The sequence below is a fragment of the Pontibacter sp. SGAir0037 genome (assembly GCF_005491705.1).
Classification (GTDB): Bacteria; Bacteroidota; Bacteroidia; order Cytophagales; family Hymenobacteraceae; genus Pontibacter.
The window spans coordinates 4,899,055-4,924,674 of sequence record NZ_CP028092.1 but is presented as its reverse complement, the minus strand read 5'-3'; the positions used below and the strand labels follow the sequence as shown (position 1 = coordinate 4,924,674).

Genomic DNA, 25,620 nt, shown 5'->3' with positions numbered 1-25,620 from the left:
ACCTTTGCCTGCCTTTGCCGCACCAGGCGGGCAGGCATACACCGTAACGAAACATGAAGAAGATAGCTAAACTGCATTACATCACCCAGGCAATTGCAGGTAAAAACCATTCCGAAGCAGCTGCCGGGGCTTGTGCTGCAGGGGTGGATTGGGTGCAGTTGCGGGTGAAAAACGCTTCTTACAACCTTTGGAAGGAAGAGGCACTCCGCACCCAGGAAATCTGCCGCCACTACGGCGCTACTTTTATCATCAACGACAACGTTGCTTTGGCTGCCGAAGTAGGTGCCGATGGCGTGCATTTAGGTAAAACAGATATGGCACCTGCTGCGGCTCGTAAGCTTATGGGCACTGCTAAAATAATAGGAGGCACGGCCAATACCTTCGAAGATATACAGCGGCTTATAGCAGCAGAAGTAGACTATATTGGCCTCGGCCCCTTCCGCTTTACCAGCACCAAAGAAAACCTAAGCCCTATACTTGGCCTGAACGGATACGAGCAGCTACTGCAGCAATGTACTCTGTCTGGCATCACAACTCCGGTTGTGGCTATTGGCGGCATTACCCCAACAGATATTGCTCCCTTGCTTCAGGTTGGTATACACGGAATAGCTGTTTCTTCGGGCATAAACATGGCGCAGGATAAAAAACAGGCGGTATCTCAGTTAACAGATGAACTGTACCAATATCAAACAAAATGAAAGACTTAACAATAGCCAATAAAACATTCACTTCCCGCCTCTTTACTGGCACCGGTAAGTTTAGCTCCAGTTTGGAAATGGAAGAAGCGCTGCTGGCATCCGGATCAGAGTTAGTAACAGTAGCACTAAAGCGAGTGGATGTACACAATCAGGACGATGACATTTTACAGCACCTGTCACATCCACAGTTCAGCCTGCTACCTAATACATCGGGAGTTCGCAATTCCAAAGAAGCAGTTTTTGCAGCTCAACTGGCACGTGAGGCACTGGAAACAAACTGGCTGAAGCTGGAAATTCACCCCGACCCCAAATACCTGCTCCCCGACCCTGTTGAGACGCTAAAGGCAGCGGAGGAACTGGTAAAGCTGGGTTTTGTGGTGCTGCCCTACATACATGCCGATCCGGTGCTGTGCAAGCGGCTCGAGGAAGTTGGGGTGGCAGCCGTTATGCCCTTGGGCTCCCCCATTGGCAGCAACAACGGCCTGCAAACCAGAGCGTTTTTAAAAATTATTATCCAGCAAAGCCACGTGCCTGTGGTGGTAGATGCCGGTATAGGTGCTCCCTCACATGCAGCAGAAGCAATGGAACTAGGTGCAGATGCGGTGTTAGTGAATACAGCCATAGCTGTATCTCCGAACCCGGTGCAAATGGCAAAAGCATTTAAAATGGCTGTAGAAGCAGGACGTATGGCCTACGAAGCAAAACTAGCTCCGGCAGGCAATTTGGCAGAAGCAAGCAGCCCGCTTACAGCTTTTCTGGATGAGCTATAATTTAATAAAGGACAAAGGACGTAAGACTTTTATACCTGCACGCGGTGGGGAAAGTATTCGCTGAAACCCATACCGTCTCGCGCCAGCAAAGGCGGCATGGCTCATGCAACTTAATTTCTGATCCGCTCAACTCATAATTCTAAACTTTTAACCTTAACTAATAAAGTGGGCTTTAACGAAGTATTTGAACAGTATAGCTGGGATGAGGTGAAGCAAGGCATCTATGCTAAAACAGGTGCTGATGTAGAACAGGCGCTGGTGAAACCTGTGCGCGATCTTGAGGATTTTAAAGCACTTATCTCTCCTGCTGCCATGCCTTACCTGGAGCAGATGGCACAGCTAAGTCAGCAGCTTACACAGAAGCGATTTGGAAAAACGCTGCAACTGTACATTCCGCTCTACCTTTCGAATGAATGCCAGAACATCTGCACCTACTGCGGTTTCAGCCTCGATAACCCTATACCCCGCACCACCCTCACCCATGAGCAGATTCTGAAAGAGGTGGAAGTAATTAAAGGCTATGGTTACGATCATGTGCTGCTGGTAACAGGTGAGGCCAACAAAACTGTAGGAGTGCCTTACTTCAAGAATGTGCTACAACTGATCAGGCCATACTTCTCGCATATTTCTATGGAAGTACAGCCACTCGACCAGCACGACTATGAAGAGCTGGTGCCACTGGGGCTGAATACCGTGCTGGTTTACCAGGAAACCTATCACCAGGAAGACTATAAAAAGCACCATCCGAAAGGCAAAAAGTCGAACTTCCAGTACCGCATCGAAACTCCTGACCGCCTTGGCCAGGCAGGTATACATAAAATTGGACTGGGCGTACTGATTGGCCTGGAAGACTGGCGCACCGATAGCTTCTTTACAGCACTACACCTGAGCTACCTGGAGAAGAAATACTGGCAAACGAAGTATTCTATTTCCTTCCCAAGGCTACGCCCTTTCTCCGGCGGATTGCCGCCTAAAGTAGAAATGAACGACCGGGAGCTTGTACAGCTAATCTGCGCGTATCGTATATTTAACGAAGAAGTGGAGCTATCAATGTCTACCCGCGAAAGCCAGACATTCCGCAACAACGTAGTTAAGCTGGGCATTACCTCCATCAGCGCCGGTTCTAAAACAGACCCAGGCGGTTACGCCTCGCAGGAAAAAGCGCTGGAGCAGTTCGAAATCAGCGACGAACGCACACCCGCTGAAATCATCCGCATGATCCGCAGCCAGGGCTACGAAGCTGTCTGGAAAGACTGGGACAGCGTTTTAAGTTAGAAAGTTAGCGAGGTATGGAGGGAAGAGTTAGGGAGGAATAGAATTGGAAATTTGGGGATGTGTGACGGGAAATTCAACCTTACTTTCTTATTAACTTTTTTCTTTAGCTCATTAGTAACAGCTCATTATTTAAATGATTTATAACTTTACAGAAGAACAGGTCAGGAGCCTTAAAAAATAACTCCTGTTTTAAATCCTACAAAACTCATAACTTTCAACCCTCAACTCACAAATAACTTTCTAACTCTTAAACTATCTAACTTTTTACCTCTTAACTTCCTAAGAAATGTTTTCTCCTGCCGAATATAACCGTTACAATCGCCAGATTATACTACCTGAAATCGGCCCTGCCGGACAGCAGAAGCTGAAAGAGGCGCGGGTATTGGTAATTGGAGCAGGAGGATTAGGTTGCCCTATTCTACAGTATTTAGCAGCTGCGGGTGTGGGCACCATAGGTATAGCCGATTATGATGTAGTATCGGAGAGCAACCTGCACCGCCAGGTTCTGTTTACAGCAGAAGAAGTTGGGCAGCCTAAAGCAGAGGTAGCAGCACGTAAGCTAAAACTACAAAACCCTTTTGTGCAGTTTGTAGTGCACGGGCAGGGTATAACTGTGCAGAATGCGCTGGAGCTAGTGCAGGCGTATGATCTGGTGGTAGATGGCTCCGACAACTTCCCGACACGCTACCTGGTGAACGATGCCTGTGCTCTATTGCAGAAGCCGCTGGTGTTTGGCTCAATTTTTAAATTTGAAGGACAGGTAACGGTATTCCATTACCTGAACGGTCCCTCTTACCGCTGTCTCTTCCCGGAGCCTCCTGGCAAAGATGAAGTACCTAATTGTGCCGAGATAGGTGTTTTGGGTGTATTACCAGGTATAATTGGCACCATTCAGGCAAACGAGGCTATCAAAATTATATGCCAAATAGGCACGAAACTATCAGGGCGCCTATTCATGCTCAATGCCTTAACCATGGAAACAAGCGCTTTTAATTTCCGTCGAACAGATCAGGCCGAGGTAAGGCAACTCCTGTCAGATTATGAAGCCTTCTGCTCTCCTGCTACAACCACACCTGCTGCCGAAATAAACGAAATCTCCGCTGATGAACTGAAAGATATGCTGGATGAGGAAATTGATTTCCAACTGCTTGATGTGCGGGAGCCGCATGAGTACGAGCAGTATAATATAGAGGGAGTACTGCTGCCACTATCAGAACTGGAGCAGCACTTCAGCCAAATAGAACCTCAAAAAACGATAGTGGTGCATTGTAAAACAGGCAGCCGCAGCCGCCAGGCTATCCAGCTACTCCAACAGCACTTCCCTGGCACTACTTTCTACAACCTGACCGGCGGCATTGATGGGTATCCGTATTAACTAATGCCTCCTAAAGTAGGTTAAGATATCTATATCATTAACAATAATACTTTTTTTCAAGAAGCAGCAATTAATACTACTTTTGACCATAGTTCCTATGCACTCTAATTTGAGCGTTTATAGTCTGCGGTGACAACGAATGTAAGTACGCTACAAGCTCTGGCACATAACTTTCAAAATCTGGGTATTCCTTTCTGTTCTGCTCATATTCCTTTATTTTACTTTCCAGCAAAGGAATTAAGACACATTTATAGTCATAAATATGCAGTCTTCTTAAACGTTCTGCTTCTTTATCATCTTCCATAGATACAGCTATACGAATTTCACCTAGCCTTCAAGTGCTCAATAACACATACATACCAATCAGTAATGTAATGAGGGCTTAATATCTCTTGTAATTCCGGCGTAAATAAAATTAAGTCCGCTTTAATTTTAGAAGCATATTTTTCAACTAATGGATTAACAAAAGTGTGCCCGATTTCATGACTGGAGAGAAAGCGTGTAACGTCTGGATTGTCAAACCCAAATTTTTTATAAGCTGACAAGTTTGTTTGCAGAGGCAACATTTTACTTGAACTAATGACCATAGCTGGTATTTTACCCTCTGCCGACGCAATAGATGGCCCATATCCCCTGTAGTTATCATCTCCAGTAGTAATGGGCATAGCGGGAGCTAAATACAGCATATAGTGCGGAAATTCTCTTCCGTACCACTTCTCCATATAAGGAAAAGCATCGATACGAATATCTTTTTGGGCTTCCTGAAGTACGCCATTGTAAAATGAAACATTCTTTTTTAGAAACTTACCAACATTAGCCTGTATGTAAAATTTTCTTAAATTTTCTGTAAGCTCTGCTAACAAAGGCCTTACAGAAGGAGTAGCCACATCAATTTCAGCACCTGGGAAACGTGGACCAGACGCAGGAAATTCTTTTTGATTTAATAAGTAATCCATGATCGGGCCATTATCGTGTAAAGAGTCTCTTAGCGCCTGCAGTAGCTCAGCTGATCTTATTATCAGGGGATCGTTCTGATAATCCTTAAAATGGTTAAACGCAAAGTGAACAACAGGCTGATGGGAGTAATCTTGGCCTTTAATATTAAAAACATAATTTCCAATCCGTTCCACCGCTAACTTTTCAACAAAAAAATAGGTTTCGATGTTGCTGCTTATGATAAGAGAGACTTTAGGAGATAATTCCTTTCTATACTGAGCATGAACATTGTGGGAAAAGATAAATAGAATAAAAAGTGGGAATAAATTTTTCATAGCTATGCAAGGTTCACATTAAAGCATACAGAGTCTATACCAGTACCGTTAAAAAGTACTCCCATGATTTTAGCCGCATACTCACCCAAAGTCAATTTCATGTATCAAGGGCTATAGAAAATCTGCCATTACGAAACTTAACTTATAGTAATACGGATGAGCTACACTTGCTAATAAAGAGGTAGTAACTTCATGATCTGGTTAACAGATGCAGCAATAGCTAAAACGGTTGTCTGCTTCAGTAATAATAGTTAATTATTTTCCACTTTATAGCTCATACAAGCTTCTGCAACTCACTAAAGGCTTTTAAGGGATCTTCCGCCTGCCATACAGCACCTAAAACTGCAGCACCAGCAAAACCTAGTTCCTGCACCTTTGCCAGATTACTTGCATCTATGCCTCCTAAAGCTACGACAGGCAAGTTGGACTGCCGTACGGCTAGCGCTAACTCGGCAGGTGCAAAAGCAGCCTTGTATCCTTCTTTGGAAATACTGTTGAAAACAGGGCTCAGAAAAGCGTAATCGAAAAGCGGCTGAGGTTGTTTTATATCTTGTAAATGATGAAAAGAAGTAGAGAAGAGTAGGCTTCCTTTTGGAGTTGTAGCCACTCTTACACGTAGTGCTTCCGGGAAATGTAAACCTTTAACCTCAAACTCCTGAGCCAGTTCATGGTAACTGTGCAGCATCAGCCGGGAGTGGTACTCAGCAGGAATCTGCTGTATAAAACTGTGCATCTCCTGAAGAGTAAAACCTGGCTTACGGAGGTGCAGCCTCTCCAGGCCCCGCTCAAGAAGAAGATTTATATACTTATGTTCTTCAGGAAAAGGAGCAGGAAATGTCACAATGATCAGGTTCATGTACGGCTGGTACTTTTTTTAATAGTAGGAACTGGCAATATCGCGAATTTGACAGTAAATCTTATCCAGCTCGTTTAGAACGCCTTTCCTCAAACAGATGTTCTAAAGGTAGTAACGCAGGCGATAAAACCTTTACATATCCACCCCTTTTTCGTAATTTTAACATCCCGAAAATGACTTTTAAGTATAGTATTCAGCTAATACAGCAGTCACTTTTAATTCATAATTTCTAATTTTTAATTCTTAGGACGCTTTGCCAGTTTTTTCGCATTTACATACGCATACGCAGTATTCCCTGCTCGATGGGCAGGCCAGCATCAGCGCACTCATGAAGAAGGCGCAGGCCGATGGCATGCCTGCCGTAGCCATGACCGACCACGGCAATATGTTTGCTGCCTTTAACTTTGTGGCTGAGGCAAACAAATATAACGTGAAGCCAATTGTAGGCTGCGAGTTTTACCTGGTGCAGGACCGCCACCAAAAGAACTTCAGCAAAGAACTGAAAGACGTGCGCCACCACCAGCTGCTGCTGGCCAAAGACCAGGAAGGTTACCAGAACCTGGCCAAGCTTTGCTCCTACTCTTATATTGAGGGGATGTACAGCAAGTGGCCTCGTATTGACAGAGAGTTACTGCTTAAGTACCACAAGGGCCTTATTGCGACCAGTTGCTGCATTGGTGCTGAAGTACCGCAGGCCATTCTATGGAAATCAGAAGAAGAGGCAGAGGAGATTTTTAAGTGGTGGCTTGATCTCTTTGGCGAAGATTACTATATAGAACTGCAGCGCCACGGCCTCATGAACATAGACGGTACAGGCAAAAGCCAGGAAGATGTAAACCAGGTACTGCTGAAGTGGGCGAAGAAGTACAATGTAAAGGTTATCTGCACCAACGACTCCCATTACGTAGACCAGGATGACTGGAATGCACACGATATTTTACTTTGTGTAAATACCGGCGAAGACCAAAGCACACCGGTCGGTGACTTCCAGACACGCTATTACCGCTTCCTGTCAGACGACCAGAAAGTAATTTATGATACGGTGGAGAATGTGCGTCAGAAGTACGGCAACAGCCCGGGCATACGCCAGATGCTGCAACGCATAGACGAAGCCGGACCTAAAACGCGCTTTGGCTTCCCAAACGACCAGTTTTACTTTAAATCGCAGGCTGAAATGAACGAATTGTTCAAAGATGTGCCTGAAGCTGTAGACAATACCAACGAAATTGTAGACAAAATCACGCCTCCTAAGCTGAAGCGCGATATCCTGCTGCCCAATTTTCCGATTCCGCCAGAGCATGCCGATGCCGATGCTTTCCTACGCCACCTGACTTATGAAGGAGCAAAGAAACGATACATTGATATTACGCCTGAAGTAGAAGAACGCCTTGACTACGAACTGCGCATTATCCAGACAATGGGCTTTGCCGGTTACTTCCTGATTGTACAGGACTTTATTAACCGTGGACGCGACATGGGCGTGGGTGTGGGTCCTGGCCGTGGATCAGCGGCAGGTTCGGCTGTGGCTTACTGTATCGGTATTACCAACATCGACCCCATTAAATACAGCCTGCTGTTCGAGCGTTTCCTGAACCCGGAGCGTGTGTCTATGCCCGATATTGATATCGACTTCGACGACGTGAACCGCCAGCGTGTGATCGACTACGTGGTGGATAAGTACGGGAAAACGCAGGTGGCACAGATTATCACTTTCGGCACCATGGCAGCTAAGTCGTCGATTAAAGATGTGGCACGTTCTACCTCTCTGCCTTTGGCAGAAGCCAACGAACTGGCAAAAATGGTTCCGGATACGCCTGGCACTACGCTGGCAAAAGCCTTTATGGAAAACCTGGAGCTAGCTGCCATACGCGAAGGCGACGACCACCGGGCTTCTGTTCTAAAGCTGGCTGAAAAGCTGGAGGGCTCTGTACGGAACACAGGTATTCACGCAGCAGGTGTTATTATTGCCCCCGATGATATTACAAATTACATTCCTGTATCCACTTCTAAAGACGCCGACCTGCTGGTAACGCAGTTCGATGGTAAGGTAATTGAGAGTGCCGGCATGCTGAAGATGGACTTCCTGGGGCTGAAGACGCTTACAATTATCAAAGATGCTATTGACCTGATCGAGAAGAACCATGGCGTTAAAATAGACATTGATGAAATTCCGATTGATGATGAGAAAACGTACCAGTTGTACCAGCGTGGGGATACGATTGGTACATTCCAGTTCGAGTCGGAAGGTATGCGCATGTACCTCAAGGACCTGCAGCCTACCAACATTGAAGACTTGATCGCCATGAACGCCCTTTACCGTCCGGGCCCGATGCAGTTCATCCCGAACTTCATTAACCGGAAACACGGGAAAGAAGAAGTAGAATACCCGCACGAACTGCTCAAGCCGATCCTGGAATACTCTTACGGTATTATGGTGTACCAGGAGCAGATTATGCAAACGGCCCAGATTCTGGCCGGTTACTCACTGGGTGGTGCCGACTTGCTGCGCCGCGCCATGGGTAAGAAGGACATGAAGAAGATGGCCGAGGAGCGGGAGAAATTTATTGCTGGTGCCGCCGAAAAGCACAATATCCCCGCTAAAAAGGCCTCGGAAGTGTTCGACGTGATGGAGAAATTTGCCCAGTACGGCTTTAACCGCTCCCACTCTGCCGCCTACTCGGTGGTGGCATACCAGACAGGTTATTTAAAGGCGCACTACCCAGCCGAATATATGGCGGCGGTGCTTACCAACAACATGAACGACATTAAAAAGGTGACGTTCTTTATCGAGGAAGCGCGTAAGCAGGGGGTGGCCGTACTAGGTCCTGACGTAAATGAATCGTTGCTGAAGTTCAATGTAAACGAGCAGGGACAAATTCGTTTTGGCCTGGCTGCCATAAAAGGTACCGGTGAAGCCGCTGTAGATGCCATTATATCCGAAAGAGAGAAGAATGGCATGTATCAGGATATCTTTGACTTTTCAAAGCGCATTAACCTTCGTGCTGTTAACAAAAAAACTTTCGAGAGTATGGCTCTGGCCGGTGCTTTCGACTCGTGGGGGCTGTACCACCGTGCGCAATTGATGGAGATTCCGGAAGGAGAAAACATCAGCTTACTGGAGAAGGCAGTGCGATACGGCAACAACTACCAGGCAGAACAGCAGGCAGCGCAGCAATCGTTATTTGGTGGTTCAGCCGCCGTAGCAGCCCCGTTACCTAAAGTACCTGAAGTGGCCCCCTGGACACAGGCCGAAATGCTGCGACGCGAAAAAGAGGTAGTAGGTTTCTATATCTCAGGGCACCCGCTCGATCAGTTTAAGCTGGAAATTGACTCCTACTGTAGCTGTTCTTTAGACAAAATTGCCGAATACAAGAACCGTGATATTAATGTGGCAGGCATGGTATCGGAAGTTGTCATCCGAACGGCCAAAAACGGTAATCCGTTTGCGTTATTCTCAATTGAGGACTATGATTCTACTTTGCAGATGGCGCTGTTTGGTGAAGATTACGTTAAGTTCTCCCCTTACCTGAAGACAGGCTTGTACCTGTTCATTCGTGGCAAAGTACAGCTGCGCTACCGCACCGAAGATCAGTGGGAGCTAAAGCCAACCAACATTCAGTTGCTGGGCGATGTGATGGATAAGATGGCCCAGGGGGTACAGGTGAACGTGAATCTGGAGCTATTTACCCCAAATCTGGCGGAGGCATTGGAAAACGCTATTGTAACCAGCCCGGGGCAAAAACGCTTGGAAATCACCTTGCACTTACCAGAAGAAAAACTGGCATTGCCTACCTACTCCCGCCGCTACCGCATTGAACCAAAACAGTTTCTGTCAGAAATTAAAGGTTTGGGATTGGGTGAGTGTAAGTTGATATAAGCTATAGTTGTGTAATGCAACAACGCTCTGATAACAGCAAAAGCGGCAGGTTAGCTAACCTGCCGCTTTTGCTATATCTAAAAAACATACCCTAGAGAAGCTCCTAATCTAAGTTCTCCAAACGAAGGAGCATATTCCTTTTTCTGTTTATCTGTATAAGAATTGTTACTTTCCAGGCGATGAATCAGGTAATAACCAGCTCCACCAAATACATCTAAAGCCAAGCCATTATCCATTATTTTTTGATATCCTACTGTTACTCCTGCACCATAAGAACTCCAAACCTCTTTCTCTCTGGCTGGCAGTCTGATCAATACAATACGTGTGTCCGGATCTTTTGGAACAGCTTCTTTTTCATTATGCAAGCGCAAACGGTACTTTATGTATGGGTTCATATAGAACCCATGCAATGCATCACCTTCTGCATAAAAGCGAAACTCACCGGTAACTGCGTATGTAGAGGATGCGTCTCTTGCCGCAAGTGTTAACCTTTTAGGATAAGCCGTTAGTGTAATTCCTGCAGAATGTAGCTGATTAAGTTTACGCTCGTACATAACATTTATAGACCCACCCCACAAGGGGAGTAGATTTAACTTAAAAGCGTTTGCTCGCGGATCAGGGGCAACTGCTTCATCTTGTGCGAACAGCAAAAAGGATTTCGCCAGAAGTAAAAGCGTCAGTAACAATTTAATCTTCATAAAGCACAGCTTAAGTAGTGTATCTTGGTTAAATTATCCGGCTGCAGAACCCCAACGTTTGTTGATCATTTACACCTTTTCAAATTTAATAATACTTTATATTAATTAAAGTTAATTTAAGATTTTCAATTTTAAAACAGAAGCAGCAGTAGCTTTCTTGCGGATTTTGTACCATCATAATTCAACAGATCACTCAGCATGTACATAAGTATAAGAAACTCCTGCAGCAAATATCTTATGTAAATCCTATGTATTAGATATACCTACCAACAAAAAGGCCCGTCTTTAAAGAAAGACTGGCCTTTTTGTTAAATTAAACTTAACCGAATTATCTTACTTCCACATAAACGTCAGAAGCACCAGGTACATTTTTCGACACTGCTGGCTTTGGATCTCCGTTTGAGGTTGGCATTTCAAAAACCAATAATCTACCACCGCCATTCGCTCTTTCAGCTACATAAATATGCTTTTTCTTCATATCATAAGATACCTGAACCGGGTTTCCTAACATGGTATTAGGCCCCGCAATACGAATCTGGCTTCCAGCACCAATTGTTCCGCCATTGGCAACACTACTCCATACAGAGGTAAAATTGTTAATGACAGAAATAGCACCGTCTGAATCTGAAGTAGCGGCAGCAACATCCGTTAAAATCATTTTATCATCATGCTTCGAATACACAAGGCCGTGCGTTCTAACAATACCTTCGACCGTAACACGCTTAGTTGGCATCACCATACCTGATGGGTTGGTTAAAAAATCTTTAAACATAACGATATCACTGGTGTTATCAACCACAGCCCAAAGGTCCATGCCTTCACCATGTATGCCCCATAGATTAAAATCTACAGAATATGTTTTTTGCAATCTAACTCCACTCGGCGTACGCTCATATGCATATAGCATATTCATGTTGTTGTTTGCTGCACTACCCTGCTGTGCTACAATAATCATGTTTCCGATCATGGTTACGTCGCGCGCATTAGTAAAATTCCGTTCACTTGTAGTTTTCAGCTCTAAAGTTCCGTTAACAAGCTTCTGATAAACTTCCACTCTGTTGTTTCCTCTGGATGCGATAATCAGCTCGTTTCTTTCCTTGTTATAGTGAACACCCTCCGTATCTGTTGAACCAGGCGCTAAAGATTTCATTTCAAACGTAGCATCTTTTCCTGTCAGCAAATCATAAAGATCGTCCATGCTAAGAATAGCTAACTTGCCGGCTGTATTGCTGGTTACATAAGCCTCTATCTGCTTATTTATAGGAAGATGAAAGTTAAAGTCATCGTCTTTCTTACAAGATGAAAACGTAATGGCTGCAATTCCAAGCAGGGCACCTAAACGGAATAATTTTTTCATAGTTAAATGGTTTTAAGTTTAAAAATCCTTGTGATTTATACTTACGAAGTAAATACAGTAAATAGATTTGAGGTGGAAGCAATTCTACTTAAAAAAAAGGTCAATTTACCCTCAATTTTATACCACTATATAGTAATCATAAATTTAAGCAGCCTCTAGCACACATCTTGTTCTATTCTATAGCTGTAAGTTCTTCTTGTTTCTGAAACTTTTATTTACAACATTTGTTGATACAAATAAAATACACCCATTGGCCCTATTCTACCGTAAGTATAGGACAAGAACCAGCTTGAGTGTAACTAGTAAGACACGACAGCTTGTCATAGTAATAGAGTTTGGATGTATATTTGCCAAACCTATATTTGTTATTACCTTTATAACACAGAACTTATTTTATAAACCGTTAAAGTTATGGCTAATAAAGCAATAGAAATTACAGACGCGAACTTTGATGAAATCATCAATTCAGATAAACCCGTTTTAGTTGACTTCTGGGCAGAGTGGTGCGGACCTTGCCGTATGGTAGGCCCAATTGTAGAAGAACTGGCTGGCGAGTACGAAGGCAAAGCTGTTATCGGTAAAGTTGACGTAGACGCTAACCCACAAACTTCTGCTAAATTTGGTATCCGTAGCATTCCTACACTTTTGGTGTTCAAAGGTGGCCAGGTAGTGGACAAGCAGGTAGGTGCTGTTCCTAAAAATGTGCTTTCTCAAAAACTAGAAGCACAGATTGCGTAAGCAGTATAGAGAATAATTATAAAAGCGACAGCCTCTCCATGTGGAGAGGCTGTCGCTTTTATATACCTGCAGGAATGGGCTACTTTACAGATTCACACTCACAAAGCTTCTTGTCGAGGTTGCAGAGTAACTCATAGTTTCGCTCCACCTCTTTCATGGCAAGTTCTAATCTCCTGGTTTTCTCCTGCACCGCCTGTAGCGCCATAAAATCTGCCGGCTTTTTAGTGAGCTCATCCAGCTCTTTGATGGCTGCCGCCAAAAGAGTGCTTTTCTCGTTAATGCGGGTAAAATAAGCTTCCATGACCGTTGAAGCTCCGGCCACAGCCACTGCATTTAAGTTATTCTGGAAACAAAGCTGAAGACGCAAATATTTAAAAACCATTTGCTCGGCCTGCTTATTCAGCTCCTCCTGCTTATATAGTGCTTCCCGTAACCTGAAGCTATCGTAGCGCTTGTTATATTCATTTACAGCCTCTCGCACTTTATCGCGGCAACTGATACATTTGCTTGTACCAGCTTTTTCCAGCAAGCCATTACGCTGTGCTGTTGTCTCATCAGATGCCGGTACCTCTGCCAGTTTTTTCACATCTTTTTCGAAAACTTCCGCATACTGCATATCTTCCAATTTCTTGACAAGCCGCACAATGGCTTCGCCCTCCACTGAAGCAGAAAGGTATTCAGTTCGTGGCAGCTCTACTGCATATAGTTTTGCCAAAGCAGCCTCGCGCAAAGCTGGTGTTGCCCAAGCCTTCGGATTTCCCTCCAGCTCCCGTAGAGTGTTCACCAATATTTTGCCATTCTTTAAATTATGATCAGCCTCCAGGTAGAGGTCTGCATTATTCAGAATAGACTCATATTCGGGCCTGAAGATGTTCTTATAGGAGCTTGTATTACTAAACTCCTTCTCCCGCGCATCAAAAAAGGTTTTCAGGCGCTTATACTCCTGCATAATGCCAAACAGGTTTTTTGCATTAATCTCCGGGCTATTGTTTCGGTAATTTAACCGATAGGCATTCAGGTTCTGCTTCATTTCAGCAAAAACCCGCAGAAACTCCACAAACTGCTTTTCCTGCCGGAATGTCTCGTCGTTTATAAGTTTAGCGTCGTAAGCAGCCTGAATTTTCTGTTTCCGTTTCTCAATCAGCTCCATGGTCACCTCGTCGCCGGTTAGCACATCTGTTTTGTAGAGCGATTTATAGTTAGCCACAACCATGTAAGGATACTCGCTATAGCCAATTACCTCTTCCAACTGCTTCCGATCAAGTTTGTTGGGATTCTTGGTAAGATAGTCGGCCAGCTTAACAGATTTGATTGTTACCGTTTTCACCTCTCCGGGAACAAAAACATAAATTTTTACAGAATGCAGGCGTGTGTCAAAGTCTTTGCCTTCGTACAAACGAATAGTAGAGCTAAACTTGTACTCCTTCTTCTTTGCACGGGAACTAAGTAAATTACCAAACTCCCCTACTAATGCCATAGCAGCAGTGGTAGGATTTGTAAGGCGCGATAAGCTTACCAATTGCGTGGCTACCAGATTAAATACCTGGTCTCCGTCCTGATTCGTTACAGCCTTTGCATTTATAGCGGCATCAATGCTGTTCTGGGTAGAGCCAAGGGGCATTTTATCAATAATACGAACTACTTCGAGGTGATCGCTTACCTGCGTTTGATAATCGCTCTTGTCTTTATTTATATAGAAGTTGTAAAGCGGGTACACGATCTCATCGTTGCCAAACAACTTTACATTCTTAAGCTGCGCTGTAATAAACAGATATTCCAGCTCATAGGCATAGTTCTTTTTGGCTTTTTTCTTTACTCCCCCATCCAGCTCGTTTAGTACACGATTAAATTTACCGCCATTAAACAAGTAAATATCAGTTGAGAGATACTGCCATTCATCCGAAAACTCAAATTTATCGTTATAACTATAGCCCAGGCGGGTTTCTATAGTATGTTGAGCAACAGCCTGCTGGCACAGCAGCAGAACAAACGCATAAAGGATTTTTTTCATGTATTACATTAAATTCTTTCGGAACCGACAAAACGGATACAGCTTCTGCAGCAACCTAAACGTTATAGGATTAAATTAAGTGCACTTCGATGCAATTAAAATTTTGTAATCATTCATTATCCATTTACAATATATGTTTAAAAAACTGATACTTGGATTGGCTCTTGCAACAGCCTTCTCAGTGTATGCGCCAACTACCCTGGCGCAATCAGGGCCTCAAGCGACAGCCAGCACCACGGCTCTTTCAGAAGACCAGAAAATTAATAAGCTTATTGCTTACATCAGAAACCTGGAAGGCGCCACTTTTATCCGGAACGGAAGTGAACATTCGCCTGCCGAAGCTGCCGATCATTTGCAGGCGAAGTATAAAAAACATGCGAAGCGCGTTACAACAGCAGAAATCTTTATAGAGCAGCTGGCCTCAAAATCGTCTATGTCTGGTGAAGTTTACAAAATTAAGATGCCTAATGGCTCTGTAACCGAAGCAGGTAAGGTACTGAGAGCAGAGCTTCAACGATTATCACAGGCATCAGCAGGTAATTAATGGCCATAAAATACGTTATCAGCAAAAAGAAATTAATTGTAAAACCATAAACCAGTTCACATGCTGCAGCTCTTAGAAGAATCAAGAGGAGACTTAGTTGCCTTTAAACTTTCAGGTTCAGTAGATAAACAGGATTATGCAGTTATGCTGCCTGTATTAGATGAAAAGATTAAGCAGTACAGCAAAATTAATGTATATGCTGAAGTGCAGGAGGTAGATACTTATTCTCTGAGAGCACTATGGGACGACCTCAAGTACGATTTTAAACATGCAGCCGATTTCAGGAATGTAGCAATTGTAGGCGATAAAAAATGGCTGGACTGGCTTACAGTAATGGCTACCCCTTTTACTACTGCCAAAGTAAAATACTTTGAGCCTGCGCAAAGAGCAGAGGCTATGCAATGGGCAAAAGCTGATGCAGTGTAAAAGCTAAATACCTTGTGTTATATACCTGCACACATTGCATTTCTGTGCTGCTTTAGAGAATAGAAATGCAATGCTCTCTTTTTAGCTTTATCAAATATCCTTATGCTCTACAGCAAGGTACATCCATATGCTGTTCATATTTCTGCTATCACTTTTCCCTCTATTTTTACAATTGGCTTACATTCTTCAAAAATATATCTTCTAAAGAGGTTTAAATATATTTCTAGCACAATATTTGCCTCACCCTTAAACACCTGGGGCAGGTATGGCAATGTAGCTCATGTATGGTTTAACCATGATTCTTTCACATATTTGCAATTGGTAACCATAGGAACTTACATATTTCGAAACAACTAATTAACAACACACATGAAATTTAACTTTTTTAAGGCCTCTCTTTCTCTGGCACTTTGTGCAGGATTGATGACCTCGTGCGTTTCTTCAAAAAAATACGATGAACTAAAAGCTAGCAGAGATGCATTGGAGCGTGAGCAAGCCGCCAGCCGCCAGCAGGTCAATGATTTAACATCTAGCCTGAAGGACCGCGAAAAGAGATTGGCGGACCTGGAGCGCGCCATGAATGAGCAGCAAAAGGTACTCGACAACCTTCGTAACGAAGTAAATGCGGCCTTACAAGGTTTTAACCAAGGTGACTTAAATGTGAGCATCCGCGAGGGCAAAGTGTATGTATCTATGTCTGATAAACTTTTGTTTGCCACAGGCAGTACTAAGGTGAACGAAAACGGCCAAAAAGCAATCGACCAGCTGACTAGTGTACTGAAAAGAAATCAAAGTGTTGGCATTATGGTGGAAGGCCATACCGATGATGTTCCTCTTTCGAAAGGCACTTTTGGTATGCAGGATAACTGGGACTTAAGTGTGCTTCGTGCAACTGAAATTACCCGCCTGATGACATCAAAAGGTCTTTCTCCGGATAGAATTACTTCTGCAGGACGTTCTTTCTACCAGCCGGTTGATACAGGCCGTTCTCCTGAAGCAAAGGCGAAGAACCGCCGTACCGAAATTATTTTAACGCCAGACTTCACTGAAATCTACAGGATTCTGGGTATTCAATCATAAGTATATGCTTAAGCCTTAACTATAAAAGCCGATCTCTGTTATGAAAGAGACCGGCTTTTATAGTTTTACAAGCAATTAAAATTTCATGCCTGCATTGTCTTAGCCTTTCGAACAGCCACAAATAGCTCTTCCGGGTATTGAGAACCTATCAGAATAGGCTTCTGGTTATAAAAGTGTAGTTTCACTCCCTCCTGCCCCGATACATTATATGCTTTTCCGTGGGAAGTCCAGCGTATTCCCCAGCCCCCGTACTCATGAATCGGCTCATAAACTACCTGCTCATAATCACGGACAAGGTGAAGCGGAATTTCAACAGCTTTCAGGTGAAATGGCCAGAAGCGTAGTTTTAGCAACCCTGGCTCTACCTGTGTTGTGAGCGACATCCGGTAAAAGAACAGTGGTAACGCTGTTCCGAAAAGTGCTGTTAACAGAAAGGCGCCACCTGTACCTACCGGATTGTTTCCAACGGTATACCCCAACATTACCTGGTATACAAAGCCTGCCCAAAATAATGCCGCCACAGCCAGCACAATAAGCCAAAGCCCGATCTGCCTGAATCGCTGTTTTTCCTTAAAAAGTACCTGTGGTTCTGCCATACACTACCCTTTACCTTTGAAACAGGAAGAGCCGCTTGCTGTAGCAGCAGGCGGCTCTTCCTGTTTCAAATACAGAGGTTACCCGATTGCCTGCTCCAGGTCTGCAATCAAATCTTCTGCGTCTTCTATACCTACGCTTAAACGAATCAAAGAATCACTAAGGCCACCTTTCATACGTTCCACTCCAGGTATGCTGGCATGCGTCATGGTAGCCGGGTGCCCGCAAAGCGATTCTACTCCACCTAATGATTCAGCCAAAGCAAAGTATTGAAAGCGCTCCAGGGTTTTAATGGCGTCTTCCATTCGGTCGCCTTTCAGCACAAAAGAGATCATACCTCCAAAGTCATTCATCTGGGCTTTTGCAATGTGGTGGTTCTTATGATCTTCGAAGCCCGGCCACAACACTTTTTCTACCTTCGGATGCTTTTTAAGGTATTCCGCTACCTTACGCCCATTCTGGCAATGGCGTTCCATACGAATATGCAGTGTTTTCAATCCCCGCAGCACCAGGAAGCAGTCCTGGGGCCCTGGTGTTGCCCCGCAGGCATTTTGTATAAAGGCTAACCTGTCTTTCAGTTCATCGTCATTTACAATGATGGCTCCCATTACTACATCTGAGTGGCCTGCCATATACTTTGTAAGCGAGTGTATCACAATATCGGCACCTAAATCTAGAGGTGTTTGCAGGTATGGTGTAGCAAACGTATTATCTGCTACCAGCAAAATATTATGTTTTTTGGCAATAGCCGCACAACCTGCTATATCGATGATGTTCAGTAGTGGGTTGGTTGGTGTTTCTACCCAGATAAGCCGTGTTTTATCATTTATCAGCGCTTCTACACTACCAAGGTCATTCATGTTCACGAAGTGAAACTTGATACCGTAATCCTGGTAAATTTTAGTAAAAATACGGTAGCTACCGCCGTACAGGTCGTTAGTAGAAATAACCTCGTCACCCGATTTCAGGAGCTTCAGGATAGTATCAATAGCGGCCATTCCAGAAGCAAAACATAATCCGTGCTTTCCGTTTTCCAATGCTGCCAACGCATTTTGCAGTGCTGTACGGGTTGGGTTATGCGTACGGGAATACTCATAGCCCTTGTGGTCGCCCGGCGACTTTTGCACGTATGTAGAAGTCTGGTAAATGGGCGTCATGATAGCGCCTGTACTTGGGTCTGGCTCTACGCCAGCGTGTATGGCTTTTGTTCCGAATTTCATGTGCTATTGTTTAAAGTATTAAACGATATGCTGCAAGTTAATAAATTTGCTCTGTCTGAAAGGCTAATCAAATTTAATTCGCTGCTTTACTCCGGTTTCGGCACAACCAGCCTTGTGTTTCATGAATTGATACATCAACAATGTTTAAATTTTCTTTGCTCCGGAACTTCGTCCGCGAAAATGCTTTCACCTTTGTTTCTATGCTGCTACTGGTGGTTGTGCCGCTGGTTGTAAGCTCCACGCTTGCTTATCAGCTCTACCAGTACCAGGACCTTTTTCAGAACCTTTCGTTTGGGCAAATGCTGCTCTATTTTATGGTGATTTCCATAACCATGGCACTAGCACTTACACCCACTACCTTTGTAGCGCTGGTTAGTGGTTTTTACCTGGGCTGGCAGGCTTTTCCGGGCATTGTTGTCTCGTATGGTATAGCTGCCTTAGTGGGCTATAGCCTGGCCCGCTTCATTGATCACGGTAAAATGATGAGCTTCCTGAACCGCTTCGATCAGGCCAGGGCTTTGATGCAGGAGCTGCGGGCACAAAGCTGGAGCCTTATTTTCCTATGCCGCATTTCTCCTGTTCTGCCTTTTGCTTTGATGAACTTTGTGCTCTCTTTACTACAGGTAAACAGAACACGATTCTTCTTGGCAAGCATTGTAGGTATGCTCCCACGCACACTTTTCTTCTTCTGGATTGGCACGCAGGCAAACGATATTATAAATTTATTGCAAAACCCCGACAGTGGCAGCAAAGGCCAGATTTTAATGATTACCCTGATAATCATTTCGATAGGTGGCCTATACTTCGTTTTCGACCGTGCCCTGAAGAAAGCTTTGCGGAATGCCAGCATTAAAAATGAGTAAAAATTTATGCAGCCTCTTGCGTAGAACAAAAAAAAGCCTTTACTTTGCACTCACAATTAAGGAATGGTCTCGTAGCTCAATTGGATAGAGCATCTGACTACGAATCAGAAGGTTTGGGGTTCGACTCCCTACGTGACCACTTGAAAATCAGCCACTTACGAGTAAAATCGTTAAGTGGCTTTTTTTATGTACACACAATTTGCACACAAACTTTTTGCTATTCAGCCGACTTCTTACTTGCAAATAATTCTCTCCATAGCTACTTAACTTTTTTTCATCTTTCCTTCTTCCGAACCACATTGCTAGACTTATTATTATTTCAATTAATTTTCAGTAAAGCTTTGAGCTCCCCGCTACAGCCTCCTAAGTGTATACTCTGAGAGCTTTTTTACCCTTCCAGCCCATTTTTTCACAAGCCTCTACACGTCAAGTTTCTTGCTTTAGCAACTGGACAGACTTTCTTAATGTCTTTATAGTTAAAAAATCAATGATAAAATAGTTAAGGCCATCAAATAACCTTGCTCCTACTCTATTCTTACTCACTCGTTTTAAGATGACTGTATCCTCCTCCATCTTTAGACTGAAGCAAAATAGTTTAAAAAGAAGCTAAAAACACCACCCCTCAAGACACTCCAATATAAAAGTCCGAGGTCATTCATTCCGGCGCAATTTAGCCTGCCGCCCGGACACGGGACAAGGTAGTCCGAACAAAATGGGTATCCCTAAAGGGAGCCCTCCGCATTTTCTTCGGCTCCACCCTGCCCTTAGTCCGTTCGCCAGGCAGGGCAGGCACCATAATCAATTCCTAAAACCTTAAAAGAACAAGATTATGGAAAAGCCAACTAAAAAAACCGGAATGAACAAAGTAGCAGAAATCAAACTGACCTACCGCTCCAAAGTAAAACCGTCCGAGCGCCCACAGGTGACCAGTTCCACCGACAGCGCAGAGGTTCTCCGTCAAAACTGGGACACCGGCAAAATCGAATTTGTAGAACAGTTCAAGGTGATGCTACTCAACAGGGCCAATCGGGTGCTGGGCATTTATGAACTTTCCACCGGAGGTATCGCAGGCACCATAGCTGATCCTAAGCTTATCTTCGCGGCGGCACTCAAAGCCTGCGCCTCCTCCATCATCCTTTGCCACAACCACCCCTCCGGTAATACCAAACCAAGTGCGGCAGACCTACAGCTGACAAAGAAAATGAAGCAGGGTGGAGAATTGCTCGACATCGTCGTCCTGGATCACATTATCCTCACCAGTGAGACATACTACTCTATGGCAGATGAAGGGCTCTTGTAGCCCTTTTTTATTCATTACCATTAATGAATAAGATAAACATTTTTTTTCGTCCTAGCCAATAAGTAAGATTATGTAAAGTAGGTGTCGCCAATCTTAGGAAGAACACGACCTTGCTAAGGTATCTTTCCCTTTGCCACTCCCTTACTTAAGGCGGGCATCAAAGTCGTGCGGCCTGTTTTCTATTATCTTTATTCGCCCCGCATCCGGGTGCATCGGGTTGATCAGGTAATTACTCTCATAAGGGGAATGTACAGACGGCACTTGCATGACCAGATACTTATTCTCCCTAATCCACTCCTCTGTAAAAACCTTCAACTCTTTCGGATGGGGAAAGATATTCCAGTTAGCCGGAAGATCTTCTACTGTGAGTCTCTTGTGCTCCAGGTCGTCCGGAATCTCAATTTTGATTAGGGCATAATTCCTAGGAATGGACTTTGTATTGGCCAGCACTTCTAGTTTGGCCAAGGAGAAGCTTTCTGATGTATATAATATTCGCATCCCTTTGTCATGCCACCTGCCCGAACCGAACAATCCTCCAGTCCCAGCCAAGTCCACGATAAAGTCCCGATTGGCTAAACGATATACAATCATGCTTAGGAGTAATGACCGTATTGAATACCCACCAATAAATCCACCAACTGCTCCCTGCCGATAGATGAGTCCAACCAGTCGATTGGCCTTTCATCTCCCAAGGCGATATTCTTAGTGTTAAGCCACTCTGTGAAGTCCTGTTCGTCTCCAAACACTTCAATGCCTTTCGCAATGATTTTAGATATCTCGTAGGCGGCCTCAGACTCAGACTTTCCTAGCCGGCTTTTTTGCTTAATAAGACGCTGTAGAGTGCTCTCAGAGATCTCCAGAATACTGCTCATCATTTTGTTCGTCAAACCTATTCTGCTCTGGAGAACCTTGATAACAGCCACGGAAATACCTTCCCGTGAGGCCAGTATAAAATCATGTGTATTATGAATGTCGCGCCCAATGTTTTTGGGGCCGCCCATTACTTCTACTATCGAATCAAGTGACATAAGCATCAATTTGAATGTTTAAATACAGTCATATGAACGCAATATAGTTTAAAATCGTTTATTTTATAATAGAAATATCAAACGCTATTTTGCTAATGAATTAAGAAACAAAAGTCTTGTAGTAAATATTAATGAATGTATATAGTATATTCGTTAATACAGTTCTGTTTATCCTCCCTCTATGAGAGGATAAACAGAATAACTCCTTACATCCAATAGTTGGCAGCAAGCTGATATAAATAAATGAACAGAAATTTAAAATGTTTCATATCCGCGTCACACAATGTTGACACAACTTCAGTTAAGAATATTCTTGCTGAGAATGGTATTGAGTCTTTTGACCTATACGATTTTTCAATTGGAGATTCTATTCAACAAATTTTAAAGAAGAAAATAAAAGAATCAGATTTTGCCATTTTTATTGTTACAGATACCAATCCAAATGTTATTTATGAAATGGGTGTCTGTGAAGGTTTAGGGAAACAACATTTCATTTTATTAGATAAGAATTTAAAAATTCCATTTTACTTAGAAAACAAGTTGTTCATAAGAACAGACTTGAACGACTCGGAATTTACCAGTAACTCTATTGTTAAGTTACTTTCAGATGTAAAGAAGAAACCGAAACAATCATATCATAGAAAGAATGACAGATTTGATAAAGTAACCGAATATTCAAATAAAATTAAAAGTCAGTTAAAACAAATTCTTCCAGAGATAAATGATTTAAGAAACTTTGATATTAACAATAACCAAAATGCAGCTCGGAATGCGTTTAGGATGGAACAAATTACGGCTAAAATTTTCGATATAATTAATCTTAATTATGTCGAAAATAATACAAATAAAGACAAAGGTATTGACTTTGCTTTGTGGAGTGATAACCTAGGGAAGGTTCTAGGAAATCCAATAATAGTAGAATTGAAATATGGCAGATTAGATAGAAGTAGATTAGAAAATGCGGAAAATCAAATTAAAAGATACATAAATATTTCAGATGCGAAAGTTGGACTTCTACTCTACATTGATAGAGATAACAATAGACCCAAAATAAAATCTTCACTAGCCCCCTTAATAATAAGCTATGATTTAGAGGACTTTGTAAATGAATTAATAAAAAATTCATTTGAGGCCTTACTTTTAAATCAAAGAAATAAAATAGCACACGGACTTGAATAATGGCAAGATATTCTCAACCAAAAATATCTCGATTATTAAGAGAGTCAGACACCGCTCCAAACACCGCTGTAAAAGGAGCTAAACTTGAAGAATTAGTTCGCTACATTTTTTGTAAAGTGCCAAAAGTAACTCATTATGACTCAAATGTTCTTGATGGCGTTAGAGCTCACGAATTAGATGTTATTTTTAATAATGATACTAGAAATTCAGATTTATATTTTTTGGACTATGCTATAATAACAGAATGTAAGAATACAGCATCTCCTGTAAGTAGTGCTCAAGTAGGTTGGTTTATAAGAAAGTTACAAGATAGATTTGCAACAACTGGAATCTTAATTTCATTGAGTGGTATTACAGGTGCAGCTGATGGAGTTAGTAATGCACATAGTGAAATAATTAATGCTTTGACGAGAGATAATATTAGAATATTAATTATAAAAAGAGAAGACATTTTAGCCTTTCAAACTACTGATGATTTGGTTCAGTTACTACAAAGGAAAATAATGCGTCTGACAATAAACAGAACGATTGAATAAAAGCCAGTCGCCATTAATGGCTATACGTAATGCGAGATAAAATGCTAATATGAACGTAGTTACAACGAATAAACAAATCACTAAGCGGAAAGTTAACTGGCTAACCCTTCGCCCTACACATAGCTAAGTTCGTTGGGCCACATGCAAATTTGATATCTAATATTATGAATAAAATAGAAAAACTTGAGAAAAGACTAGAAAAAACAAGAAATAGTTTAAATACTGACAGACTAGATATGTCTTTTGGAGAAATAATGAGCATGTATGAACGAGCAGAAATCATTATTGACCCAGACTTTCAAAGATTATTCAGGTGGGACACTTATCAAAAAACAAGGTTTATTGAGTCTATTTTAATTGGGATTCCAGTTCCTCCAATTTTTGTTGCAGAAGACGAAGATGGCAGATGGGAGCTTGTTGATGGTCTTCAAAGAATTTCGACCGTGTTCTCATTCTTTGGGGTTCTCAAGGACACAAAAGACAAAAATAATTGGGTCATGTGTAAAGGTGATTTGACTGAAGAATTGGAACACCTTGCATGTAAAGATCTTCCATTAAAATTTCAATTAAATATCAAAAGAGCCACTTGTAGAATAGAAATTATTAAGTGGAATAGTGCATTTGATATGCGCTACGAATTATTTAATCGATTGAATACAGGTGGCTCAGAACTAACAGATCAAGAAATAAGAAATGCAATTTTTAGGGGCGTTTCAAAAGAGTTCAATATTTTCCTGAGAGACTGTGCTAAAAATGACAAATTTGTTCAATTAATTCAACCTACAGAAAGACAGTTAGAACAGCTTTACATGGATGAATTAGTTTTACGTTTTTGTTCACTTACAGATGGGCAGGACGAGTTGTCTGAAAACATTTCCCAGCACATGACAAATTATATGAAAAAGGCAGTTTCAGATGACGAGAGAATTTTCCACTTGAAAAATTCCTTTGAAAACATGATAAACTTACTACACCCAGTAGGAAGGGATGTGTTTAGGGGTTCAAACAATGTGTTCTCAACAAGTTTGTATGATTGCGTTTCTATTGGCATAACCAAATATTACCAAAAGTATAAAGATCTCCGAACTGATGAGTTAATTGCTAAAGTAAATCAATTAAAGGAGTCACAATCCTTTAAGAAAGCCTCAGGTTCGGCTTCTGCAAGTAAATCAAGAATCTTAAAGCGAATTGAAGTAGCAGACGAAATTTTTGGTTGAAAGACTTTCTATGAAAACATTTGTTCAAGAAATATTAGCTGATATTGAGTGGAGAACATTTGAACTCGCTACTTTAAAAAGTATTCCGATTAGGTACAGCTTTAGTCCCGATCATAAGGAGTTGCATATTAAATATTCAATACCAGCTATTTACTCGATTTGGGAAGGTTTTGTGAAAAGTTGTTTTATAATTTATTCTAACCACCTAAATACATTATCGCTTAGTCGGGCTGAAATTTCCTATGCGCTTTTGACACACCAAATGGACTCGGAATGCGACTTCAATAATCCGAGAGTAAATTTCGAAAAAAAGATAAAGCTAGTTCAATCATTAGACAGCTTATTTCAAGACAAAATCATTATTACTCCAACCGTCCCGACTGAATCAAATGTAAATCTAAAAGTCTTGAATCAAGTTCTAGAACGTTTTTGCATTCCTAAAATAGATGACAAATACAACAACGGACTTAATAAGCTTTTACTCTTTAGGAACAAAATTGCTCATGGTGAAAATTCTATAATCGTCAATATGAATCATTTAACAGAATTTGTTTCTCTTGTAGAAAATTTGATGTTAGATATCGTGATTGGAGTTGAGGACAGTGAAAAGAATGAAACCTTTAAGAAATAAAAAAACACGAAGGCCCAACAATGGGTGTAAAACATGAGGCGGACAGTAATTTCCGCAAGCTCCTGGGTCTTTGCAA

At 42.5% G+C, this 25,620-nt stretch carries 25 protein-coding genes and 1 tRNA gene; 16 read left to right on the top strand and 10 right to left on the bottom strand.

The window, feature by feature from the left end:
- The first annotated feature begins 53 nt into the window (after positions 1 to 53).
- The 4 genes from C1N53_RS20425 to moeB all read left to right on the top strand — a co-directional run bounded on the left by C1N53_RS20425 (position 54) and on the right by moeB (position 4,118).
- The gene (locus C1N53_RS20425) at positions 54 to 698 is read left to right on the top strand and encodes a thiamine phosphate synthase (RefSeq protein ID WP_137761067.1); all 645 of its coding nucleotides are present in this window, start codon (positions 54 to 56) and stop codon (positions 696 to 698) included.
- Entirely contained in the window at positions 695 to 1,468 is a 774-nt protein-coding gene (locus C1N53_RS20420; protein ID WP_137761066.1) for a thiazole synthase, read from the top strand. Before C1N53_RS20425 ends, C1N53_RS20420 begins: the two co-directional genes overlap by 4 nt.
- 165 nt (positions 1,469 to 1,633) lie before the next feature.
- Positions 1,634 to 2,743 carry a 2-iminoacetate synthase ThiH gene (gene thiH, locus C1N53_RS20415; RefSeq protein WP_137761065.1) on the top strand — a complete coding sequence of 370 codons (1,110 nt, stop codon included), beginning with the start codon at positions 1,634 to 1,636 and terminating at the stop codon, positions 2,741 to 2,743.
- Between the two features lie 286 nt (positions 2,744 to 3,029).
- The gene (gene moeB, locus C1N53_RS20410) at positions 3,030 to 4,118 is read left to right on the top strand and encodes a molybdopterin-synthase adenylyltransferase MoeB (RefSeq protein WP_137761064.1); all 1,089 of its coding nucleotides are present in this window, start codon (positions 3,030 to 3,032) and stop codon (positions 4,116 to 4,118) included.
- 76 nt (positions 4,119 to 4,194) lie between these two features.
- Here moeB and C1N53_RS20405 read toward each other — a convergent pair whose 3' ends face one another.
- From C1N53_RS20405 to C1N53_RS20395, 3 genes are all read right to left on the bottom strand, one after another.
- Positions 4,195 to 4,422 carry a hypothetical protein gene (locus C1N53_RS20405; RefSeq protein ID WP_137761063.1) on the bottom strand — a complete coding sequence of 76 codons (228 nt, stop codon included), beginning with the start codon at positions 4,420 to 4,422 and terminating at the stop codon, positions 4,195 to 4,197.
- 19 nt (positions 4,423 to 4,441) lie between these two features.
- Entirely contained in the window at positions 4,442 to 5,389 is a 948-nt protein-coding gene (locus tag C1N53_RS20400; protein WP_137761062.1) for a DUF4932 domain-containing protein, read from the bottom strand.
- 274 nt (positions 5,390 to 5,663) lie between these two features.
- The gene (locus C1N53_RS20395) at positions 5,664 to 6,245 is read right to left on the bottom strand and encodes a thiamine phosphate synthase (RefSeq protein WP_137761061.1); all 582 of its coding nucleotides are present in this window, start codon (positions 6,243 to 6,245) and stop codon (positions 5,664 to 5,666) included.
- Positions 6,246 to 6,498: 253 nt separating this feature from the next.
- Here C1N53_RS20395 and dnaE point away from each other — a divergent pair, with 253 nt between their 5' ends.
- Positions 6,499 to 10,122, top strand: a complete 3,624-nt coding sequence (gene dnaE, locus C1N53_RS20390; protein ID WP_137761060.1) for a DNA polymerase III subunit alpha — start codon at positions 6,499 to 6,501, stop codon at positions 10,120 to 10,122.
- Between the two features lie 77 nt (positions 10,123 to 10,199).
- On the opposite strand, the gene C1N53_RS20385 is transcribed toward dnaE, so the two are convergent.
- On the bottom strand, positions 10,200 to 10,820 hold the full coding sequence (locus tag C1N53_RS20385; protein ID WP_137761059.1) for a DUF3575 domain-containing protein: 621 nt from the start codon (positions 10,818 to 10,820) through the stop codon (positions 10,200 to 10,202).
- Between the two features lie 328 nt (positions 10,821 to 11,148).
- The gene (locus tag C1N53_RS20380) at positions 11,149 to 12,177 is read right to left on the bottom strand and encodes a hypothetical protein (protein WP_137761058.1); all 1,029 of its coding nucleotides are present in this window, start codon (positions 12,175 to 12,177) and stop codon (positions 11,149 to 11,151) included.
- 411 nt (positions 12,178 to 12,588) lie between these two features.
- Here C1N53_RS20380 and trxA point away from each other — a divergent pair, with 411 nt between their 5' ends.
- A complete protein-coding gene (gene trxA, locus C1N53_RS20375) occupies positions 12,589 to 12,915 on the top strand; it encodes a thioredoxin (RefSeq protein WP_137761057.1) in 327 nt (108 codons plus the stop codon).
- A gap of 79 nt (positions 12,916 to 12,994) precedes the next feature.
- On the opposite strand, the gene C1N53_RS20370 is transcribed toward trxA, so the two are convergent.
- Positions 12,995 to 14,926: a hypothetical protein gene (locus C1N53_RS20370; RefSeq protein WP_137761056.1), complete on the bottom strand. Its 1,932-nt coding sequence runs from the start codon at positions 14,924 to 14,926 to the stop codon at positions 12,995 to 12,997.
- Between the two features lie 133 nt (positions 14,927 to 15,059).
- On the opposite strand from C1N53_RS20370, the gene C1N53_RS20365 reads away from it, so the two are divergent.
- The 3 genes from C1N53_RS20365 (at position 15,060) to C1N53_RS20355 (ending at position 16,976) form a co-directional block, all read left to right on the top strand.
- The gene (locus C1N53_RS20365; RefSeq protein ID WP_137761055.1) at positions 15,060 to 15,470 is read left to right on the top strand and encodes a DUF5329 family protein; all 411 of its coding nucleotides are present in this window, start codon (positions 15,060 to 15,062) and stop codon (positions 15,468 to 15,470) included.
- Positions 15,471 to 15,530: 60 nt separating this feature from the next.
- Positions 15,531 to 15,896, top strand: coding sequence for an STAS/SEC14 domain-containing protein (locus C1N53_RS20360; protein WP_137761054.1), 366 nt, complete (start codon positions 15,531 to 15,533; stop codon positions 15,894 to 15,896).
- Positions 15,897 to 16,265: 369 nt separating this feature from the next.
- On the top strand, positions 16,266 to 16,976 hold the full coding sequence (locus C1N53_RS20355) for an OmpA family protein (protein WP_137761053.1): 711 nt from the start codon (positions 16,266 to 16,268) through the stop codon (positions 16,974 to 16,976).
- An 83-nt stretch (positions 16,977 to 17,059) separates the two neighbouring features.
- Here the strand turns inward: C1N53_RS20355 and C1N53_RS20350 are convergent, their stop codons facing one another.
- The gene (locus C1N53_RS20350) at positions 17,060 to 17,572 is read right to left on the bottom strand and encodes a DUF6141 family protein (RefSeq protein WP_137761052.1); all 513 of its coding nucleotides are present in this window, start codon (positions 17,570 to 17,572) and stop codon (positions 17,060 to 17,062) included.
- 78 nt (positions 17,573 to 17,650) lie between these two features.
- On the bottom strand, positions 17,651 to 18,790 hold the full coding sequence (locus C1N53_RS20345; protein ID WP_137761051.1) for a cystathionine gamma-synthase: 1,140 nt from the start codon (positions 18,788 to 18,790) through the stop codon (positions 17,651 to 17,653).
- 140 nt (positions 18,791 to 18,930) lie between these two features.
- Here C1N53_RS20345 and C1N53_RS20340 point away from each other — a divergent pair, with 140 nt between their 5' ends.
- From C1N53_RS20340 to C1N53_RS20330, 3 genes are all read left to right on the top strand, one after another.
- A complete protein-coding gene (locus C1N53_RS20340) occupies positions 18,931 to 19,653 on the top strand; it encodes a TVP38/TMEM64 family protein (RefSeq protein WP_137761050.1) in 723 nt (240 codons plus the stop codon).
- A gap of 65 nt (positions 19,654 to 19,718) precedes the next feature.
- Positions 19,719 to 19,792: transfer RNA gene (locus tag C1N53_RS20335), tRNA-Arg, on the top strand.
- A 690-nt stretch (positions 19,793 to 20,482) separates the two neighbouring features.
- Positions 20,483 to 20,953 (top strand): RadC family protein, encoded by a 471-nt coding sequence (locus C1N53_RS20330; RefSeq protein WP_137761049.1) that lies wholly within the window; start codon positions 20,483 to 20,485, stop codon positions 20,951 to 20,953.
- A gap of 141 nt (positions 20,954 to 21,094) precedes the next feature.
- Here C1N53_RS20330 and C1N53_RS20325 read toward each other — a convergent pair whose 3' ends face one another.
- Positions 21,095 to 21,544 carry an RES family NAD+ phosphorylase gene (locus C1N53_RS20325; protein WP_137761048.1) on the bottom strand — a complete coding sequence of 150 codons (450 nt, stop codon included), beginning with the start codon at positions 21,542 to 21,544 and terminating at the stop codon, positions 21,095 to 21,097.
- A gap of 2 nt (positions 21,545 to 21,546) precedes the next feature.
- Positions 21,547 to 21,981 carry an antitoxin Xre/MbcA/ParS toxin-binding domain-containing protein gene (locus tag C1N53_RS20320; RefSeq protein ID WP_240773302.1) on the bottom strand — a complete coding sequence of 145 codons (435 nt, stop codon included), beginning with the start codon at positions 21,979 to 21,981 and terminating at the stop codon, positions 21,547 to 21,549.
- 243 nt (positions 21,982 to 22,224) lie between these two features.
- Between C1N53_RS20320 and C1N53_RS20315 the strand changes: the two genes are divergently transcribed.
- The 4 genes from C1N53_RS20315 (at position 22,225) to C1N53_RS20300 (ending at position 25,544) form a co-directional block, all read left to right on the top strand.
- Positions 22,225 to 23,160, top strand: a complete 936-nt coding sequence (locus C1N53_RS20315) for a hypothetical protein (RefSeq protein ID WP_137761047.1) — start codon at positions 22,225 to 22,227, stop codon at positions 23,158 to 23,160.
- Positions 23,160 to 23,696, top strand: a complete 537-nt coding sequence (locus tag C1N53_RS20310) for a restriction endonuclease (protein ID WP_137761046.1) — start codon at positions 23,160 to 23,162, stop codon at positions 23,694 to 23,696. The genes C1N53_RS20315 and C1N53_RS20310 overlap by 1 nt, the downstream gene beginning before the upstream one ends.
- Before the next feature lie 164 nt (positions 23,697 to 23,860).
- Positions 23,861 to 24,913, top strand: coding sequence for a DUF262 domain-containing protein (locus C1N53_RS20305; protein WP_137761045.1), 1,053 nt, complete (start codon positions 23,861 to 23,863; stop codon positions 24,911 to 24,913).
- A gap of 10 nt (positions 24,914 to 24,923) precedes the next feature.
- Positions 24,924 to 25,544 (top strand): MAE_28990/MAE_18760 family HEPN-like nuclease, encoded by a 621-nt coding sequence (locus C1N53_RS20300; protein ID WP_137761044.1) that lies wholly within the window; start codon positions 24,924 to 24,926, stop codon positions 25,542 to 25,544.
- Positions 25,545 to 25,620 lie beyond the last annotated feature (76 nt).